At 40.5% G+C, this 19,387-nt stretch carries 18 protein-coding genes, 14 tRNA genes and 1 rRNA gene; 2 read left to right on the plus strand and 31 right to left on the minus strand.

Annotated features, from left to right (window positions below):
• Nucleotides 1-105: 105 nt before the first annotated feature.
• The 14 genes from nhaC to hpaI all read right to left on the minus strand — a co-directional run bounded on the left by nhaC (nucleotide 106) and on the right by hpaI (nucleotide 13,964).
• On the minus strand, nucleotides 106-1,518 hold the full coding sequence (gene nhaC / locus ABDZ72_RS08470; protein WP_343752384.1) for a Na+/H+ antiporter NhaC: 1,413 nt from the start codon (nucleotides 1,516-1,518) through the stop codon (nucleotides 106-108).
• A 146-nt stretch (nucleotides 1,519-1,664) separates the two neighbouring features.
• Nucleotides 1,665-2,765, minus strand: coding sequence for a dihydrolipoamide acetyltransferase family protein (locus tag ABDZ72_RS08475; RefSeq protein WP_425542365.1), 1,101 nt, complete (start codon nucleotides 2,763-2,765; stop codon nucleotides 1,665-1,667).
• Nucleotides 2,675-3,682, minus strand: a complete 1,008-nt coding sequence (locus ABDZ72_RS08480; RefSeq protein ID WP_343752386.1) for a thiamine pyrophosphate-dependent dehydrogenase E1 component subunit alpha — start codon at nucleotides 3,680-3,682, stop codon at nucleotides 2,675-2,677. The genes ABDZ72_RS08475 and ABDZ72_RS08480 overlap by 91 nt, the downstream gene beginning before the upstream one ends.
• 360 nt (nucleotides 3,683-4,042) lie before the next feature.
• Nucleotides 4,043-4,441, minus strand: a complete 399-nt coding sequence (locus ABDZ72_RS08485; protein WP_343752387.1) for a thioesterase family protein — start codon at nucleotides 4,439-4,441, stop codon at nucleotides 4,043-4,045.
• A gap of 221 nt (nucleotides 4,442-4,662) precedes the next feature.
• The gene (locus ABDZ72_RS08490) at nucleotides 4,663-5,310 is read right to left on the minus strand and encodes a GntR family transcriptional regulator (RefSeq protein WP_343752388.1); all 648 of its coding nucleotides are present in this window, start codon (nucleotides 5,308-5,310) and stop codon (nucleotides 4,663-4,665) included.
• A 246-nt stretch (nucleotides 5,311-5,556) separates the two neighbouring features.
• Nucleotides 5,557-5,937, minus strand: a complete 381-nt coding sequence (locus tag ABDZ72_RS08495) for a 5-carboxymethyl-2-hydroxymuconate Delta-isomerase (RefSeq protein ID WP_343752389.1) — start codon at nucleotides 5,935-5,937, stop codon at nucleotides 5,557-5,559.
• Between the two features lie 30 nt (nucleotides 5,938-5,967).
• Nucleotides 5,968-6,726 carry a fumarylacetoacetate hydrolase family protein gene (locus ABDZ72_RS08500; protein ID WP_343752390.1) on the minus strand — a complete coding sequence of 253 codons (759 nt, stop codon included), beginning with the start codon at nucleotides 6,724-6,726 and terminating at the stop codon, nucleotides 5,968-5,970.
• Nucleotides 6,726-7,514, minus strand: a complete 789-nt coding sequence (locus ABDZ72_RS08505) for a fumarylacetoacetate hydrolase family protein (protein WP_343752391.1) — start codon at nucleotides 7,512-7,514, stop codon at nucleotides 6,726-6,728. Before ABDZ72_RS08505 ends, ABDZ72_RS08500 begins: the two co-directional genes overlap by 1 nt.
• A 106-nt stretch (nucleotides 7,515-7,620) precedes the next feature.
• Complete coding sequence (locus tag ABDZ72_RS08510; protein WP_343752392.1) at nucleotides 7,621-8,094, minus strand: flavin reductase family protein; 474 nt, start codon at nucleotides 8,092-8,094, stop codon at nucleotides 7,621-7,623.
• Between the two features lie 22 nt (nucleotides 8,095-8,116).
• Nucleotides 8,117-8,935, minus strand: a complete 819-nt coding sequence (locus ABDZ72_RS08515) for an adenylyltransferase/cytidyltransferase family protein (protein WP_343752393.1) — start codon at nucleotides 8,933-8,935, stop codon at nucleotides 8,117-8,119.
• 42 nt (nucleotides 8,936-8,977) lie between these two features.
• Nucleotides 8,978-9,967 (minus strand): 3,4-dihydroxyphenylacetate 2,3-dioxygenase, encoded by a 990-nt coding sequence (hpaD, locus tag ABDZ72_RS08520; RefSeq protein ID WP_343752394.1) that lies wholly within the window; start codon nucleotides 9,965-9,967, stop codon nucleotides 8,978-8,980.
• A gap of 13 nt (nucleotides 9,968-9,980) precedes the next feature.
• Nucleotides 9,981-11,456: a 4-hydroxyphenylacetate 3-monooxygenase, oxygenase component gene (gene hpaB / locus ABDZ72_RS08525; RefSeq protein WP_343752395.1), complete on the minus strand. Its 1,476-nt coding sequence runs from the start codon at nucleotides 11,454-11,456 to the stop codon at nucleotides 9,981-9,983.
• 28 nt (nucleotides 11,457-11,484) lie between these two features.
• Nucleotides 11,485-12,999, minus strand: coding sequence for a 5-carboxymethyl-2-hydroxymuconate semialdehyde dehydrogenase (gene hpaE / locus ABDZ72_RS08530; RefSeq protein WP_343752397.1), 1,515 nt, complete (start codon nucleotides 12,997-12,999; stop codon nucleotides 11,485-11,487).
• Between the two features lie 32 nt (nucleotides 13,000-13,031).
• The gene (gene hpaI / locus ABDZ72_RS08535; protein WP_343752398.1) at nucleotides 13,032-13,964 is read right to left on the minus strand and encodes a 2,4-dihydroxyhept-2-ene-1,7-dioic acid aldolase; all 933 of its coding nucleotides are present in this window, start codon (nucleotides 13,962-13,964) and stop codon (nucleotides 13,032-13,034) included.
• Between the two features lie 250 nt (nucleotides 13,965-14,214).
• Here hpaI and ABDZ72_RS08540 point away from each other — a divergent pair, with 250 nt between their 5' ends.
• Nucleotides 14,215-15,087, plus strand: a complete 873-nt coding sequence (locus tag ABDZ72_RS08540; protein WP_343752399.1) for a LysR family transcriptional regulator — start codon at nucleotides 14,215-14,217, stop codon at nucleotides 15,085-15,087.
• A 77-nt stretch (nucleotides 15,088-15,164) separates the two neighbouring features.
• A complete protein-coding gene (locus tag ABDZ72_RS08545; protein WP_343752400.1) occupies nucleotides 15,165-16,007 on the plus strand; it encodes an aldo/keto reductase in 843 nt (280 codons plus the stop codon).
• A 262-nt stretch (nucleotides 16,008-16,269) separates the two neighbouring features.
• On the opposite strand, the gene ABDZ72_RS08550 is transcribed toward ABDZ72_RS08545, so the two are convergent.
• The 17 genes from ABDZ72_RS08550 to rrf all read right to left on the minus strand — a co-directional run bounded on the left by ABDZ72_RS08550 (nucleotide 16,270) and on the right by rrf (nucleotide 19,284).
• Entirely contained in the window at nucleotides 16,270-17,481 is a 1,212-nt protein-coding gene (locus ABDZ72_RS08550) for a DUF4317 domain-containing protein (protein WP_343752401.1), read from the minus strand.
• 17 nt (nucleotides 17,482-17,498) lie between these two features.
• Entirely contained in the window at nucleotides 17,499-17,702 is a 204-nt protein-coding gene (locus ABDZ72_RS14420) for a phosphatase PAP2 family protein (RefSeq protein WP_425542364.1), read from the minus strand.
• Nucleotides 17,703-17,829: 127 nt separating this feature from the next.
• A tRNA-Leu gene (locus ABDZ72_RS08555) sits at nucleotides 17,830-17,911 on the minus strand.
• A gap of 15 nt (nucleotides 17,912-17,926) precedes the next feature.
• A tRNA-Cys gene (locus ABDZ72_RS08560) sits at nucleotides 17,927-18,000 on the minus strand.
• Nucleotides 18,001-18,022: 22 nt separating this feature from the next.
• Nucleotides 18,023-18,097: transfer RNA gene (locus tag ABDZ72_RS08565), tRNA-Gly, on the minus strand.
• A gap of 6 nt (nucleotides 18,098-18,103) precedes the next feature.
• Nucleotides 18,104-18,178: transfer RNA gene (locus ABDZ72_RS08570), tRNA-Gln, on the minus strand.
• Between the two features lie 17 nt (nucleotides 18,179-18,195).
• Nucleotides 18,196-18,268, minus strand: a tRNA-His gene (locus tag ABDZ72_RS08575).
• Nucleotides 18,269-18,282: 14 nt separating this feature from the next.
• A tRNA-Trp gene (locus ABDZ72_RS08580) sits at nucleotides 18,283-18,356 on the minus strand.
• Nucleotides 18,357-18,366: 10 nt separating this feature from the next.
• Nucleotides 18,367-18,452 (minus strand) — tRNA-Tyr (locus ABDZ72_RS08585).
• 16 nt (nucleotides 18,453-18,468) lie between these two features.
• Nucleotides 18,469-18,541, minus strand: a tRNA-Phe gene (locus ABDZ72_RS08590).
• Between the two features lie 36 nt (nucleotides 18,542-18,577).
• Nucleotides 18,578-18,654: transfer RNA gene (locus ABDZ72_RS08595), tRNA-Asp, on the minus strand.
• A 14-nt stretch (nucleotides 18,655-18,668) separates the two neighbouring features.
• A tRNA-Met gene (locus ABDZ72_RS08600) sits at nucleotides 18,669-18,745 on the minus strand.
• 12 nt (nucleotides 18,746-18,757) lie between these two features.
• Nucleotides 18,758-18,833 (minus strand) — tRNA-Val (locus tag ABDZ72_RS08605).
• A gap of 63 nt (nucleotides 18,834-18,896) precedes the next feature.
• A tRNA-Glu gene (locus tag ABDZ72_RS08610) sits at nucleotides 18,897-18,968 on the minus strand.
• 15 nt (nucleotides 18,969-18,983) lie between these two features.
• Nucleotides 18,984-19,075, minus strand: a tRNA-Ser gene (locus tag ABDZ72_RS08615).
• Nucleotide 19,076: 1 nt separating this feature from the next.
• Nucleotides 19,077-19,151: transfer RNA gene (locus ABDZ72_RS08620), tRNA-Asn, on the minus strand.
• Nucleotides 19,152-19,168: 17 nt separating this feature from the next.
• Nucleotides 19,169-19,284, minus strand: a 5S ribosomal RNA gene (gene rrf, locus ABDZ72_RS08625).
• Between the last annotated feature and the right edge of the window lie 103 nt (nucleotides 19,285-19,387).

Here is a 19,387-nt window from a genome sequence, read left to right on the forward strand (position 1 = left end):
TTCCATTGCAAAAGCAACTATCGAGAGTGCCGCTGCAAGTATTAAAACAAACAACGGAATGATGCCTGAAAAAAGTTGACTGTTCCGGATTCATACATACTACCTTTATTTAGTTAATCCGTTTTCCGTATCGCTCGAGGAATTATATGTCAATGTCCATCCTGTATACCCAAAAAATACTGTTAAAATCGGAGAAATTAAACAGAAAAAGGAAAAAGGTAAATAAGCCAGAGTGGAAACATCTAACGTCGTTGCCGTAAAAACACCGATCACACTCCAGGGAACCAATGGGTTAATCACTGTACCAGCATCTTCTGCCACCCTTGATAAGTTTTTATTGGCAAGGCCGACTTTTTCATATTGATTCTGGTATGTTTCACCTGTTAACAAAATTGATAGATATTGTTCACCGATTAATACGTTGACAGCGATGGCTGTAAGAGCTGATGCCGTAATAACTTGATACGTTTTCCTCAGTAGATGTTCAATGGATTCAAGCAATGTTGGAATAATGCCCAATAAAAACAGCAAACCACCCATACTCAATGCCAGCAGAATAATACCAATAGTAAATAGCATGCTTTCAATTCCGCCCCGGGTTAGCAATGAGTCAATTTGTTCCACCCCTGTATCCGACACAAAGCCTCCCATAAGAACATCAAACAAATGTTGAATCGATGTGGAGCCATTAATAAATGAGAGGATAATTGCACTTAATGAGCCCGCGGCAAGTGTAAGAATAGCCGGCATTCTGATAATCGAGCATATAAACAACACGGCAAGAGGGATGACAGCGTTAGTCCAATGAATCAGACCCGTGTCCAAAAGGCCAGCTTGAAAATGTTTCATTTGCTCAAAATTTGCATTTTGCAATTGCGGCGAGATAATAGCAAATATAATCAATGTAACAATAAATGCGGGAACCGTTGTCCACATCATATTTCTAATATGCGTAAACAAATCTACATTTAATGTCGTTGAAGCCATGTTGGTTGTATCCGATATCGGTGACATTTTATCACTAAAGAGAGCACCTGATACAATAGCTCCCGCAGTAATTGCTAATGATACATCAACAGCACCTGAAATACTGATAAATGCTACACCGACAGTAGCTATGGTTGTAAGCGAACTGCCAATAAAGAAACCAATAAACGATGTCACAACAAAAACAACGACGTAATAAAAATTTGGCGTAACTAAATTAAATCCTGCATAAACCAAAGTTGGAATCGTCCCGCCCAACATCCAGGACGCCACGAGAATACCAATGAAAAAGAAAATAAATACGGCTCCCATGCCACTTTTAGCTCCTTCGACAATACCTCCTTCAAGTATTTTATAAGATACATTCTTCATAAGTCCATAAAGCACAAGTGCCAAAAGCACAATCGCCAAAGGAACATGTGGGGCTGCGTCCAAAAATATAATACTAGCGCTAATAACCGCTATAATGGCAACGGTTAAAAGAAATGCCTCTATGAAAGAAGGCTTTTGAACAGGCTGAATCCGATACATGTAAACGCTCCCTTACTCAATTTTTACGTTCATTAACCCCACATTAACTATATTACCTTGCCACGCTTTTTTCCAGTCCAAGTTAGGAATTTAAGATACTTTTTCTATATAATGATTCGCCTTCCTCTTCCATAAAGACAGTTTCTTTAGGCTAGTTCCAAAAACAGCTTTTTGGGATTTTCAATCAGGTCTATAAACCGATTGATAAATTCAATAGCGCGTGCTCCATCTGCTACACGATGATCAAATGAGAAAGAAATCGTCATAATAGATCGTATCGCTATTTCATCATTTTCAATCACGGCAGGCTTTTTTTTAGTTTTATGGAAGGAAATAATACCCGTATGCGGTTTGTTGATGATCGGCGTTGCTGCTGTTCCTCCCAATGGTCCAACATTATTGACGGTGAATGTGCTATTTTTCATATCAGAAGGGGACAAATTTCCCTCCTGAGCTTTTTCAGTCAGTGCTTTCATTTCTTTATTGATTGTTTTAATCGTCTTCTTATCAGCATTCTGTATAGCTGGAACCATGACACCTTCTTTTGTATCAGCCGCAAATCCTATATGACAGCTTTTGAACAGTTCAATCATCTCATTTTCCTCATCCAAACGAGCGTTAAAGACTTTATAATCCTGTAATGAAATAACTATAGCCTTAATAAAAAAGGATGTGACGGAAATAGTTTCATCGGATTGCTTTAACTCATCTCGAAAATTAAGCAGGTTTGTGATATCAGCTTCATCGAAATGGGTAACATGTGGAATGGTGTTCCAAGAGTCACTCATCTTTTTAGCAATTTGTTTTCTGACACCTGTCAATGGAACGCTTTCTTTTTCTTGTGACGTACTATTTACAGCTGCATCGCTGTCCGGAAACGTGTCATTAACGGAATCGCCTCCTTGTGCAAAGCGATAAACATCATCATCAATGACTCGCCCAGATGGTCCAGTTCCATCAATTTTTTCAATATTAACCCCCATTTCACGGGCGATTCGTCTTGTATGCGGTGCTGCTCTGATGCGTCGGGGCGGTGAAGAAACAGCTGCTGTGTTCTTACTTGTTTCGGTTTTATTCGAAGAAACGCCTGTTTCTACCTGTTTTGATTCCTCTGTATAAGATGGCTCCTTTTTTTCCTCCCCCGTATTGATTTCCATTAATACCTCTCCGACTGACACTGTATTACCGGTATCGAAATGAATGAATTGTATTGTTCCTCCTGCTGGTGCAGGGATTTCAGCAACCATTTTATCTGTTTGCACTTCAATAAGCGCTCGTTATCCCATAAGTCATGATTTTGCATATAACGTTCCAATCGTGAAACCGGATCCAGACTATTTTGAATCTGTTCCATTTGTTCTTGATCACGGTATTTTGATGGATCATCTGCTGTCGTATGTGCACCAAATCGCCATGTTACGGATTCAATCAGGGTTGGACCCTTACCATTGCGCGCCCGGTTAATGGCTTCTTTTACAGCGATGTATACAGCAAATACATCCATCCCATCAACTCGGATTCCAGGAATGTCATAGGCCTCTGCTTTTTGAGCAATCGTTTCGGAATTCATTTGTTTTTCCACAGGCATGGAAATAGCAAATCCATTATTTTGGTTAAAAAATACGACAGGTGCGCTAAACGTACTTCCCATATTTAGACCCTCATGAAAGTCTCCTTCCGAGGTTGCACCATCACCAAAATACGCAATGGAGACATTTCCAGCGTTCTTATATGTTTCCGCCATAGCTACACCGACGGCATGGGGAAGATGCGTAGCTATCGGTATCGACCCCGGCATGATATGCTTATTTCTGGAGGGCAGGCATCCTTCAAGCCGACCATTCCAATGCATAAGCATTCTATCCATATCAGCACCGAACGCCAGTGATGCACCATGATCCCGATATGTTGGGAACAACCAATCCCCATCATTCATTGCAACTGCACTGCCGACCTGCGAAGCTTCCTGGCCATAGAACGGTACATACGTTCCAATTCGTCCTTGACGTTGCAACGATACACCCTTTCGATCATACGTCCGGATTCGTAACATGTGATAATATAACCATTTTACGTTTTCTTCTGTTATTTCAGTCTGATAGTCATCACTGCTGATATGGCCGTTTTTATCAATTATTTGAAACAAAGGGTACTTTTCCATCATTTAACACCTCACCTTTCCGATCATTATTAATCTTTAACGACCCATTTTTGGCCTGCATTTTCGTGAAAAGAAATTATTAAGATGACATTGTTCATTTAACTTCAATTCACTTTTTTTGTTTGGCAGCTTCCAATGTACATTCATATGCCACCTAGCGCCGGACCAAGTGTTGTATCGTGAATTGCTATAATAGCATGTAATCCGGAATATGGGTCATTGCAGAACATAACCTGTTCATGATTAGCCATTTTTTTGAAATAAGTCCTGTTCCAAAGGTTGTGTTTTTTCAAGATATGTTATATAAGTATCATTCCTTCCTCCACTTTCGCACTATTGGCACATTCGCTAAACATCATTAAATCATTCATTCATACTTTTTTTCACTTTTAGTTCAACTGTTTTTTTAGGAAGAATGGCTTGTTTAACTTCCCCCCTTCCAATCAGACCTTGTTCGTTCTCTATCAGTACTTCCGTTATAACTTTATGATCTGTCATATCAGTTACCGTAGCGGTTATATTGACTTGTGTTCCCAGTCCGGTTGGGGCGATGTGTTTCACGGATACTTCCGCTCCCATACCCTCCTCGTTTTCATCCAGAAATGGTAAAACCAGTAATCGTGATGTCCATTCCATGTGATAGACCATAGCCACGGTTGAATAGACCGGATGAACGACCTCCCCGCCAAATTGAGCGACCATATCCTGTGTTACGGTATCGGTTAAAAAAGTCGAACTCCCCATATGCAAGCCTTTTTTCATCAAATCCTCTCCATATTCCAACATGTCTATAAAGCGCTTTCAAAGACAGAACAAAAAAATAAATCCTAAGAATAATAATATTATATTTAAATCAAATATTCTGTCTACAATGGATAATACACTCTCCTAAAATATAAGTCAACAGTTAACTGTTGACTTTATAATGAATAAAAATAAGCAGATGAATGAAACAAACCAGCACCTGCTTAAAAAATGGATGGCTAATGGTTAATGTGCATTAACACCCCTTCCAACCCTTTTCTTATATGCTCTTTCATTATTTTTTCTGCTGTTTCTTCCTCCCCTTTCAATATTAATTCATATATTCGATTATGCTCCTCAACAAATGAGGGATAAAAGTCACCGTTCACCATACTGTTTCGCATATAATGTATTTTTGTCCGAATAGCTCCTAATAACTGGATAAGTTGATTATTATTTGATGATTGCATAATAATGTCATGAAATTGCTGATCCAATCTACCTAACTCAACACCATCATTCTGTTCAAATGCTTTATTTGTTTCCTCCAAATTATCTGCAATCTGGTCTTTTTGATTATCTGTTATGTTTTTTATCGCCAAAGAAATCGATAAAGTCTCAAGATTTTCGCGGCATTGAAAAATTTCTACGACATCCCGCATAGTAGGTTCGTATACACGGACGAAGCCATTGTTATAGATGAGCAAGCCGTCTTGAATGAGCATTCGAATAGCCTCTCTGACAGGACCTCTGCTTATCCCCATCCGGTCAGCCAATTTTGCCTCGATCACACGTTTCGAAGGTTCATAATCGCCCTTTAAAATTCCTTCTTTTATGATATTGTATGCTTGTAGATGAAGTGACTCATTTTTAACAATTTTATCCATAGTAACCTCCAAGAGTTACGAATATTAAAAACTCTATCTATTGAGGATTTATTGTATCATATAAATACCAAAAGAAAAATCCTCAGTTAGTTGAAATCAAGCAAACTTGGATTTTAAAAATGAGGATAACAATACACGTATATAACTTTGTTTATGAAGAAGTAAAAAAAGGGCTTAAAAAGGTGTTGATCCCTTCTTTAGCCCTAGTATTATAATAATCTGTTTTATTTTAATAACGCCTTGTCCTTACTTAAAACGGGTATGGATATTGCTTTTTTTGTACGTGGGTGTGGCAAATTCGTAAAACTCCATAGACAATCCTATATAACGTTTTTGAAGCAATTCGTCAAAATGGGTTTCCATTGTTTCAAAAAGATCCTCACAAAGCGCTTTTTTATCTTCTTCTGTGCGCCCTTTGGCAAGTTTCAGAGTTGCATGGACAAATGCATCATCTGCTTTACCATCAGCAATAACGTATTCCGAAAACTCCATTGCCCGCATTTTTAAACCACCAGCAGGAATAATATGATGATGGGAAAGGAATACATCATTTAATTTCTGAAGCAGATCAGATATATTTGTTTCATTTTTTATGTTATCGGAATACTCTAAATAAAAATGTGGCAATGTCTATGCCTCCTTTTGTGTTTCAGCCTATTATTTCACAAAAGCTTCGTCACCAATAATGGTACTAACCAGTCTGCCAACGCCTTCTACTTCTGTCACCACTTCATCGCCAACGTTTGTGTCAACCGATCCTTTCGGCGTCCCTGTAAGAATAATATCTCCAGTGTTTAACGTCATAAAACTGCTTAAATACTCGATTAGTTCAGGTACACCAAGAATCATATCACATGTATTTCCTTCCTGTTTTAATTCACCATTTATATATGTTCGTAATGGCAAATGCATCGGATCCTCGATGTCTTCAGCATCCACAAACCATGGGCCCAATGGGGTAAGTGAATCACGGTTTTTGGCACAAAGATTGGGACGATAATAATTTTCCAGATAATCCCTAATAACATAATCATTGGCCACGGTATAACCTGCTACATATTGATAAGCATCTTTTTTATCAATATTTCTTGCTGTACCTCCAATGACCACCGCCAGCTCACATTCATAATGCATAAATGTGACATCTTCCGGGCGATACGCTTGACCAAAATGGCCTGTAAACGTATTAGGACCTTTCAGAAATACTAAGGGTTCTCTTGGCGAAGAATTAAAGGAAAGTTCTTTTGCATGATCTTCGTAGTTCAACCCCAGCGTAAATACAGTCCTTGGCGTCAGTGGTGGTAACCATTCAACATCATGTTCATTCACAAGTCTGCCGTCATTCAATTGAACGGAACCATTTTTTTCAAAAGCGTGATACATCGTTCCCTTATAAACGACACGGGCATGTTTCATTACGTTGTCCCTCCCAGCGCGAGTTCTTCTTTTTGTATCGAGTTTTCCAATGTTCCGACACCGGGTATAGTGATGGTGACGGTATCACCCTCTTCTGCAAGCGGGGCTTCGTCTGAAATACCAACCAATAGTGCATCACCGGCATAAAGGGTCATAAACGATGTGACGTCAGCAATAAGTTTTCCGATATCCCTGATAAGGTTATTAGTGTTATTTTCTTGTTTTAATTGGCCATTGACATAAACTTGTATATTTAAATCATTTGGGTTGTCAATACAGTCCCGATCAACCACCCAAGGACCAACGGGACAGAAGCCATCGCGTGCTTTTTCCTTTATAGCCGGACGATAAACACTTTCATGCGGAATGCTTACGTCATTGACAATAGTATAGCCTTTTATATAATCAAACGCGTCCTGCTCCTTGACTTTGGTTGCCTGCTCTCCCATAACAACAGCCAAGGCAGCCCCCATTTGCAATTGAGAAACATGGCTGGGCAGTGGTATCTCAGTTTTAGAACCAATAATGGTATTAGCAGGTTTTATATATAAAACAGGAGCTTTGGGAGGAGCTTTATATGGATCTTGATTCATTGACGGTTCAAATTTGTCGTACATTCCTTTATCATTAAGCAGTGCGCCGTAAACTGTGCCATTTAATGGTACATCCAATGGAAGCTCATCCACGTTGTATGTTTTGTTTTTTATATTAATCGTGTTATCTTTCCATGATACACTTCCATCATACCATTGCTGAATCCCTTTTAATTTCGTTGTAACATTACTCACCAAAAATCACTCCCTCATATGCAACCATTTATTCGTAACATGCAAGAAAAACAGACCAGCAGTTAAACTGGTCCAAAAAAACGGAATTCTATTAAACTGACTTCTATTATGCATATTCTACTGGTTGATGGCTTCCATATTTTCCACAGTAAAATGTCAATGGATCGCCTTCCTCAAGTTGCAGGTCCATGACCTTTCCAATAAACAGCGTGTGATCACCAACCACATAGGTTCGATCAACATCACATACAACAGAAGATAAAGCATTCTTTATGACTGGCACATCGTTAATCGTATCGAAATCAATTTCTTCGTTCGATTCTTTTTGACCGGCAAAATGCATCGAGATCTTTTGTTGTTCATTAGACAGCACATTAACGGCGAATTTTCCGGATTCTTTAATTTTATCAAGCATAACTGCATTATTATCCACAGATATCGTGATCAATTCAGGATCCATTGATACAGACATAAATGCATTGGCGGTCATCCCACGAGTCTCTGTCTCTACTTTCGTTGTAATCACCGTAACGCCCGTCGCAAACTTTCCCATTGCATTCCGAAATGTTCTTTTATCCATCACCATTCTCCTTTCTTGTTTTTCATGAAGAAACCATACTCTCAACATGCACTTTTTCCAGAAATTCAATTGTCAGTTCTGTTCCCTGTTTAATCCCTGAATCATTTACTAAACATTCATTTTCAGTAAGCTTATTTCGGTAAAACACACCATTGTAAACGCTTTCTCCCACTATAATATTCACATAATACTCACCGTGGCTGGGGAGCAAGTAACGTTCGGAAGCAGCAACTGTTACAAAGTCGCCGTTTTCCCTTGTTACGTTGGCATTCACGCAGTAATTTTCACCCAAATAATGGGGAATACTGGCAACTTTTCCTTCCATTAAAAGTTCTCTTAAAAGTGTGGAACTTATTTTTTCACCCATATAGGTTTTTTTATCAATAACACTCAATTCATAACCACAAGATTGTGACTTATCTCTCAAAAATTGTGTGTCACCTCGTGCCTTAAATCCAAAAGTGAAATCAAATCCAACGACAACATGTTTTGAATGGGTCCCTATAATATAATGATTAATAAATTCTATTGGAGGCAATGATGCAAATCGTTTATCAAATGTAACAACATATAATTTTTCCACACCGTATTCAGCCATTTTTTTAATTTTTTGGGGCAAAGGCGTTAAATATTTTCGATTTTTGTCTCCTTTAATGATTTCATCCGGATGCGGGCTGAATGTCATTGCTGTAAACAAAATCTTCTTTTCTTCCGCCACCTGCTTTGCGTGATGAAGCAATTCCTGATGTCCCAGATGAATCCCATCAAAAAAACCAATTGCCATGACTTGCTCATTTGTAAATGCTTGCTCTATCGGGTGTGATAAATAAACGATTTGCATCCTTGTTTTCCTCCTAAGTCAGTACTGGTACTGTGTCATGATTTAATTCATAAAGCTCGGCATTCTTTGTGACAATGTGCCTTCATCAACTTTCATTTTCTCGCCCGTTTTCACGTCAAGAAATTGCATCGCTTCGTTAAACCAGCTTTCCGGTGGTTCATGTCCCCAGAATGTGGCACGCTGCGGGTCATCCAAATCCCAGCGAATAGGGTCAAAATCAGGATCTCCTGTGAAATAGTCTCCCGTATAAAGTTCCACACGGTTGCCATCAGGATCCCGTAAATAAAGGAAAAAGGCATTTGATAGACCGTGACGACCGGGTCCGCGCTCAATATTAGACGCATATCCCAGTGATCCGAGCACATCACACGTATTAATAACACACATAGGATCACTTAGCCAAAAGCCAGTATGGTGCAGGCGTGGTCCTTTTCCATTCATAAAAGCTACATCGTGAACAGTTGGTTTTCGATATAACCAAGCTGCCCAAACGGAATCGTCATTGGTTGCCGTATATTCTGAACAACGATAGTTTAATTCGTTGGTATAAAAATCATACGCTTTTTGCACATCCGGAACCATGCAATTAAAATGGTCAATCCGCTGCATCTTGGAGCCTTGATATTTATCAAAGTGTTGCAGCATGCGTTCAACTTTATCCATTTTATAAAAGAATTCAACCGGAATACCGGAAACATCCTGCACACGGAGGGCGCGGCCCACCGCATGCTGACTTCCTTCTTCCATCCATACAGGCTCCATTCCTTTAGTCTCAAAGAAGGCGGCCAATTCATCAAGATCGTTTTCTTGGGAAACTTTATAACTAATGACTTCGACACCTGGCTCATTCGACTTTTGTAAAACATAGCTATGGTGTCCCCGTTCTTCCAATCCTCTTAAATAGATATGCCGTTCGTCCGCTTCAGTTTCAATAAACCCCAGTCCATTGACGTAAAAATCTCTTGAAGCATCCAAATCTGTTACATTGATAATCGCACGTGCTGCACGGACGATGTTAAATGAGTGGCTCATTCATTTCCCTCCTTTACGATTGAACCGTTCCCGGCTTTGAGACGTTCATGCTATTTAGGAATTCTTGAACTCTATCTTTATACGGTTGTTTATCATAGTTATCAAAGTAGGTCATACCCATTTTGATTGGATCACCAAAGAAATAATACTCATAATGCGTTTGACGATTTCCGAAAGCACTCATGGTCAAGTCCCATGCCAGACGGAAGATTTGTACACGCTCATACCCTTCCACATTCTTACCTTGCATGGCTCTGTGAAGAATTGGACCAATCTCATCATTATTAAAATCGTCATACGTCGGTAAACTCATTAATCCCGATGCGCCGAGAATTCGAATGATTTCAGCCATCCGTGGATAAATACGTGGATACCAATTACGTGCTGCATCCAGTGCTTCAAAGTCAGGTGTCATCATACCCCACTTATCGATTTGAGCATTATGCTCAGCACGATACAGGTGTGATTTCATAATTTCAAGATTAAGCATGATTTCTGTGCCTTTGTCTTTTACGTGCTGGAATCCATCAATGCCTATGGAATCCATCAGTGTCAGGACAACACCAAGCAAGAATTCTGTTTTCTTAACGCCTTTTGCAACAACCTGATGAGACATATGAGCAACAGCATTTGTTTCGCCAAAGGCACGGTTGCAAATGGACGAGTTTTCACATATAAATACACGGTCCCAAGGTACTAATACATGATCAAAAGATACAATGGTGTCGCCTTCTTCAAAATTCGAGCTTAATGGATGATCAAAGTTATTTTTATCTTGGTCAAATGACTCACGTGACAAGAATTTCAGTCCTGGCGCATTATTAGGAATCGCAAAGGCAAGGGAATACGGGTCATCGAGTTCGCCTGACTTTTTAACAGTAGACGGGAAGACGAGAATTTCATCCGTAATACCGCCTTGCGTTGCCAATAGTCTGATACCATCAACAATAATTCCTTCGTCAGTTTTCTCTTCAAGATGAAGCGCCACATTCGCATCATTTTGCTCAGCTTGCATTTTAGCTCTATTAACTTGCGGATGGATCAGTGTGTGCGTCAAACTGATATCATTCTCACGTGCATATTCCGCATAGTTTTTAGCGTTCTCCGCAAACATCGGATCGCCCTCAGCAAAAAATTCATTAGCTTCACCCATGGCCATTACATCAGCATTCAAGTAATCTGGTGAGCGACCCATTAATCCGTTAGACAAGCTTTGCCATTCCATAATTGCTTCACGTCTCTGGATTAAATCATCAATTGTCTTTGGTGTCATGAAGGTTTTGCCAACGCTATTTCCAGTATTTGGATTAGTGTAAAGCATTTTTTCCGGTTTTTCATGTTGCAAATCATATAATTTAGCCATTGATTGAATAGCATTTTTAAATGCAGGATGCTCAGTGACATCGTTTACTCTTTCACCATGAATGTACACATTGTTATTCGCTTTCTTTAGCCGATCAATATATTGCTGTCCTGTCTTTGCTGGCATATATTTTTCCTCCTTTTAATGTTCTTCATTATTGTTTCTTGCCGAATTGGGGTATATGATGATCAGTCAGCGCCACATGAACAACTTGTGCTTCTGTATAAAAATCAAATGCATAATGCCCGCCTTCTCGGCCAATACCACTTGATTTGGAGCCTCCAAATGGAACACGCAAGTCACGGACGTTTTGGGAATTAATCCAAAGCATTCCGGCGTCAACCCCCTGAGCAACCCGATGACCACGCTGAATATCCTGTGTCCATACATAACCTGCCAAGCCATAGTCAATATCATTAGCCAACTCGATCACTTCATCTTCATCTTTAAATGTCATTACCGTTAAAATCGGTCCAAATATTTCTTCCTGAGCAACAGTTTTATCATTTGTTGCATTCAAAATCATGGTTGGTGGAATAAAGTTGCCACTTTTCATGCTTTCGGGAACGTTTCCACTCACGACTTCCGCTCCTTCTTCTTCAGCGATTTCCAAATAACGTTTAACATTCTGATAATGTGTTGTTGAAATTAGCGGTCCAACCTGTGTTGTTTCATCCATTGGGTCTCCAACCACAATATTTTCAATACGTTCCTTCAACGCTGATACAAAATCCTCGTAAATGGACTCATGCAGGAACAAGCGCGAGTTGGCCGTGCAACGTTCCCCATTGAATGAGAATATCCCCCATGTGCAAGCGTCCAATGCACGTTCAAAGTTTGCATCGTCAAAAACGATTATCGGGGATTTACCGCCCAGCTCCATGGAATACCGTTTTAATGTGTCTGCTCCGTTTTTGGTAATTTCGGAACCAGTGGCTGTTTCACCAGTGAACGAAATCAGTTTGACATCTTCATTGGATACCAGAGACGCTCCGGCCGTTTCGCCAAAGCCATGAACAACATTGAATACACCGTCCGGAAGCCCGGCTGAGTCGATTAATTCTGCTAATCTATTAGCTGTTAGCGGAGACCATTCCGCCGGCTTTAATACAACGGTATTTCCAGTTGCCAGTGCTGGAGCAAGTTTCCATGTTTCCAACATAAATGGAGCATTCCATGGTGTGATTAAACCTGCGACACCAATCGGTTTATGAATCGTATAGTTAATAAATTGGTCATCCACTTGATAGGCTTCCCCGTTCAAACGACTTGCGACCATTTCTGCATAAAAGCGAAAGTTCCGGGCGGCCCGGGCAACCATTTTTTTCGTTTGACTAATCGGCAATCCTGTATCATAAGATTCCAACGGAGCAATATCCTCGATATTTTCATCAATAACATCAGCAATTTTTTTGATATACTCCAGCCGATCAGCCACTTTCATCTTGCCCCATTCACCTTTAAATGCTGCATCAGCGGCTGCCGCTGCTTTGTCAATATCCGATTTGTCACCTTCAGCTACCTGGTTAATTTTTTCATTCGAGTAAGGACTGACGTTTTCAAATTGTTTTTTCGATTCCGCATCCACAAATGAACCATTGATATAAAGTTTGATATCCTTAATATCCACGTTTTCAGGTAGTTTTTGTTTGACTGGTTGTTGTGTCATGTGCACATTCACTCCTTAATCAGGTAATTCGTTTATTTGTTTGCGGCGGCATCTTTTAGTTCGGAACCATAGCTGTCCAGTACACTCTTGATCTCGTCTTGTACTTCTTTTGGCGGAACATCCATCGGCATTCTCAATGTCGGGTTGATCTTTCCTAACATGCCCAACGCTGCCTTGGCCGGTGCCGGATTTGTATCCTTGAACAGGACATCATTTAATGGCATCAAATCATAGTGCAAGTCTTGCGCTCGTTTGATATCGCCTTCATTCCATGCATTATGCATTTCGGCAACTTTTGTCGGGGCAACGTTAGCGGTTGCACTAATCGACCCCGCCCCACCAATAGCTAACATTGGATAGCATAACAGTTCGATACCAGAGTACAGCAGGAAGTCCCGACCGCATTTGAGCAATACACGGTTGACATGTTCAAAGTCTTTATTGGACTCTTTAACACCAATAATGTTCGGGCATTCCTGACTTAATTTAGCCAGCGTATCCACGTGCAAGTTCACCGCAGTTCTACCCGGAATATTATAAACGATAATCGGAAGGTCTACTGAATCCGCAACCGTTTTATAATGTTTAAACAAGGCTTCTTGGTTTGGTTTATTGTAATATGGAACGATAACGAGTGCCGCATCTGCTCCAATTTCATAAGCTTTTTTCGTTAAATACATTGTTTCATCGTGGTTAGTGGAACCTGTGCCCGGTAAAAATGGAACTCTGCCGTCGATTGCTTTTATCGCTGTTTCCATAACCTGCACCCGTTCTTCGGTGGTTAAAGAGCTCGGTTCACCACTTGTCCCTGTAACGGATATAGCATGACTACCGCTTTTAATTTGCCAATCTATCATATTTTTCAATGCATCAAAGTCGATGGATCCGCTTTCATGAAAAGGTGTAATAACAGGAACAACAGAAGCTCCCCGAATACGTTGTTTCACAGCGTCAATATTCTCCATTCGATTTGCCTCCTTTGAAATAATTAGAATTTTTATTTCTGAGTTAATAATACCACATTAGAAAATATATTAAAAATATCTAAAATATTATTCTAACATATAAAAAAAGTATACATAATGTTTTGATTTTTAGTATCATATGTTCGTCTTTGCATGTGAACATTGAAAAAATAAAAGATGTTTTATATAATGTTATAAATATCTGATGATATTATTTTATATATTTTTCATATACAATGAGGTGTCATCCATGGATATACGTCAATTGAATTATTTTTATACCATTGCAAATGAAGGTCAAATTACCCGTGCAGCAAAGAAGCTCCATATGGCACAACCACCGCTCAGCCAAACGTTAAAATCATTGGAAGATGAATTGGGGGTTACACTTCTTGAACGAAATGGGCGACAAATGGAATTGACAAAGGCTGGGATGGTTCTTTATGAAAAGGCGGAAAATATATTTCATTTTTTGGATGAAACGGCAATGGAAGTAAAAGAAACAGGCAAAGGCTTTAAAGGAAAACTTTCCATTGGCTGTGTAAAATCTTGTTTTTCAAAAGTAGTTCACCCCATAAAAGAATTTCGGAGTCAGTTCCCGGAAGTTAATATCGATTTACGGGAAGGAGATACGTCCCGGCTTACGGAATTGCTTCATAATCGAGAGATCGATCTTGCTGTTGTGCGACATCCGTTAGAAATGAAATCGTTTTCATCGCACGATTTATCTGATGAAGATTACGTCGTTATTGCTCCCGAGTCTTGGCATTTAGGTAATTACGAAAATGAGATTTCATTGAATGAACTGGCCGGTTTACCACTTTTACTCCTTCATCGAATTACTGGTGTAGGGCAATACGAAGTCATTATGAACCAATTTGAAAATAAAGGACTAGAACCAAATATTGTTGGTGAATGTCCTGATGTTGATATGATTTTAGGACTGGTCCATGAGGCAATTGGTGCAACCATTATTCCGGAGTCCGCTATTAAGGAACGACATCAGGACAACATAAGAAAGTTACAAATTAAGGATACAACGATCATTTCTAAGTCCTCCATCATTTGGTTAAAAGATCGCTATATTTCAAAAAGTGTCAGAAGCTTTATTGACCTATTTTAATTTCGAATTCCATTTTCTAATGTTTAACGAACTTCGGGATAGGGAATTTTCCAACAAACCTTATAAGGAGTGGTATATTGTCTAAAGTAATACCAGAAATCACCTTGCATGATGGCTTTCAAATACCTTCGATTGGGTTCGGCACCTTCAGATTGAGAGGCAATGATGGTGCGGCTGCCGTCGCAAGCGCCATCAATCATGGATACCGTTTAATTGATTCAGCCTACAATTATGAAAATGAGGGAACAGTAGGTGCGGCGCTTCAGCGGACATCTATACCTCGTGAGGAATTACGCATTACATCAAAGCTTCCTGGTCGTTATCACACTTACGATCAAGCAATCAAGACGATTCAGGAATCACTCTATCGAGCAAACCTTGATTATTATGATTTATACTTAATTCACTGGCCCAACCCAATACAAGATCAGTACGTGGAGGCGTGGCAAGCTTTGATTGATGCAAAAAAATGGGGATTGATCCGCTCCATTGGTGTTTGCAATTTTCTTCCGGAGCATCTTGAACGGCTTGAAAAGGAAACAGGCGTGCTGCCAAGTATCAATCAAGTTGAATTACACCCTTTCTTTAATCAAAGAGAACAGAGGACATGGCATGAACAACATGGTGTTGTAACAGAATCATGGAGTCCTTTAGCCCGGACGAATAACATATTTAATAACAAAACCATTAACGATATTGCGGCCAAACACAGCAAGTCCGCTTCACAAATTATTTTGCGCTGGCACTTTCAGCATGGTGCTGTTGCCATCCCGAAATCAGCATCAATCAGCCGGCAATTGGAAAACATCGCTATTTTTGACTTTGTGTTGGATGATGTTGATATGACGGCATTGGACAAATTGACACGTGAAGATGGCCGCATGAATGACCAAAATCCAGCTGTGTACGAAGAGTTTTAAGCCAATGGATTCAAACAAACTGTTCCACCTTTACATGATATTCGGCATTTAAGCCAGACTATGAGTAAAGGAGGAATAAGATGAGTACTGATAAAGGCAAGAAGAAAAAAAATAAAAGCAAAGAAGAATTAAATGATATGAAAGGCGGTAAAGAACGACACCGCCGGAATCGTTCTTAACTCAGGGCAAGTGTTTAGTAGAACCTGTTTCATTGTAATATGCTCACCTAAAAAGGTGGGCATATTACCTCAAAAGGCTTTAATTATTTATTATCGGTCCCATCTTCTTCTTCGTTCTCATTGGCTTTCTGGAATAAAGCTTCCGGAATCATTTCGAAACCCTCAATCACCGTGTTTTCTTCCACTTCAATCATTAAACAGCGTTTCCCATTCCATTCAACTTGACGTACATAGCTTAAGTCTTGCGGACCAATGGAGATATCCGCTACTTTTGTCTTTATTTTAATCGACTTGGAAGAATATTTTGGGACAATGTTACTTGCTTTTAACTCATACGACTCATCATCAATCACTGTTTTAAATGCTGACTCCACTTTTTCTGTATTGACATCTTCTACGCCACTCACTTTTAAAACATTTTCTACATCTTTGTAGTCTAATTTCGCTACATCATCTTCCTCTTCATTTTCTTCCACAGCCCGATGAATCTCTTCATAGACATTTGAAAGTGTTGATGTATTAATTTGGTCACCCGCTACCTTTTTGACAACTTCCTCAAAAACAAGCTTATCCTCTTCGGCAGTTACGACCTCTTCCGCATTTAAGACGTCTTCTATGAAATGATAATTCGGTTCATTCGCTTTCCCTGCCGAATAAAGTACGTGATTAACATCCGTAGCATTATCCGTAAAACTGGGAAATAGAAATCCTGATATAGGAGCCTTCAGGTTAATAATGGGATCTACGACGACATTATATTTGAACTCCTTTTCAACATAATCAAACAGTAATTCCTTTTTCGGATCTTGTGTTTTATTCATGCTACATAAAATAAAGGGATGGGAATAAACCGTGTCGCGCTCATTTTCTTCCGCCTCTTCATTTCGTTTCATTGGTTTCATATATTCCCCTCGTATAAAGGTTACAACAACATCCATTTCATATTGCTTGTCTTTCAGCATTTTCTCGACCAGTTGAAGCATATGACGCTTCCATTCTTCCGTATCATTACTTAAGAGACCGTGGTGGAGAATGAGCTGACTGTTATTTTCCACATCGCTTTGGAACTTCAATTCAAATAACTTTTGATCCAACTGGCCTGATAGTACTTTTTTAAAGTTGTCTAAAAATAACTCTTTCTGTTCATCTTCCAGCAAATCAAATGATGAACTTTCCTGGTGATAAATGTCACTCGATTCTTTCATAATGTACACATTAAATATTTCGCTAATTTTTAATAAGTCATTATTCACTTTGAATTGTTTTCGAAAGTGTGCGATATCATTTTTGTTCAATAGTGTTCACTCCTAAGCTAGTGATCAATATATATTGCAGAAGTACGCTGATGTTTGTTATGTGAAATTCTATTATATACTCCTGGACAAAGATAAGTCGATACAATTCCAACAATAATTCCAGCTATGACGTCTGTTGGATAATGATGCCCCACGTACAATCTGAATTGCTTTTCTGTTTTTCGCGGGTTTAGTTGGTGTTCCCGTCGGTTTATCCCCATAAAAAAGCACTTCCTTCGTGGGAAGCGCGGGTGGTTAAACGACTAGCCTCCTGACGTCTACCCATAATTGAACGTAAAAAAGACGGTATCTAGTCGCCTAAATACCGTCAGTAAGCCTTTATATCGATACCGGTGGTGGGGCTCGAACCCACACTCCCGTAGGAACACGATTTTGAGTCGTGCGCGTCTGCCAATTCCGCCACACCGGCATATGGGTCAATTCATGGAGGCGGTAACCGGATTCGAACCGGTGATAGAGGTTTTGCAGACCTCTGCCTTACCACTTGGCTATACCGCCAAAAGGGAAATAAAAGAAAAAATGGAGCGGAAGACGGGATTCGAACCCGCGACCCCCACCTTGGCAAGGTGGTGTTCTACCACTGAACTACTTCCGCATATAATGGCTGGGCTAGCTGGATTCGAACCAGCGAATCACGGGATCAAAACCCGATGCCTTACCGCTTGGCTATAGCCCAATATTATAAAGTGAAGGGGCGACCGGTGGGGATCGAACCCACGAATGCCGGAGCCACAATCCGGTGCGTTAACCACTTCGCCACGACCGCCATAATGTATATTATGGCAGGGGTAGCAGGAGTCGAACCCGCATCAAAGGTTTTGGAGACCTTCGTTTTGCCATTAAACTATACCCCTATTAAATATATGGTGGAGGGGGAGGGACTCGAACCCCCGAACCCTGAGGGAGCGGATTTACAGTCCGCCGCGTTTGGCCAACTTCGCTACCCCTCCATACTGATTAAGAAGGTGGCTCGAGACGGAATCGAACCGCCGACACACGGATTTTCAGTCCGTTGCTCTACCGACTGAGCTATCGAGCCGCAAACAACAATTTTATGTAATAATAATTATTTAAATGGCGGTCCGGACGGGACTCGAACCCGCGACCTCCTGCGTGACAGGCAGGCATTCTAACCAACTGAACTACCGGACCAGTTTGAATAACTTTGGTTGCGGGGGCAAGATTTGAACTTGCGACCTTCGGGTTATGAGCCCGACGAGCTTCCAGACTGCTCCACCCCGCGATGTATGAACTATGGTGGAGGATGCAGGTCTCGAACCTGCGACCCCTTGCTTGTAAGGCAAGTGCTCTCCCAGCTGAGCTAATCCTCCGATGCACGATAAGTGCAAATGTTACAAGACTTATGCCTTCATCTAAAACATTTAAGTGAAAGATGACCCGTACGGGATTCGAACCCGTGTTACCGCCGTGAAAGGGCGGTGTCTTAACCACTTGACCAACGGGCCATAATTAAATTGTAATGGCGGAGAGCGAGGGATTCGAACCCTCGAGACCGTGATAACGGCCTACACGATTTCCAATCGTGCTCCTTCAACCACTCGGACAGCTCTCCATGGCTCCACAGGCAGGATTCGAACCTGCGACCGATCGGTTAACAGCCGATAGCTCTACCGCTGAGCTACTGTGGAATAATCCAAATGGTATCGCCTGGCGGCGTCCTACTCTCGCGGGGGCAAAGCCCCAACTACCATCGGCGCTGGAGAGCTTAACGGCTGTGTTCGGCATGGGAACAGGTGTGTCCTCTCCGCTAATACCGCCAGACCTAAGTTGTGACAATCAACGATAATGGATGCCCAAACCCGATATTTATCAAGGCCAAGGATCATTATAGCCGTTATCGTCGAAAAATGCAAGGGTTTTTTTC

The sequence above is a fragment of the Lentibacillus halophilus genome (genome assembly GCF_039522485.1).
In the GTDB taxonomy this organism is placed as follows: Bacteria; Bacillota; Bacilli; order Bacillales; family Amphibacillaceae; genus Lentibacillus; species Lentibacillus halophilus.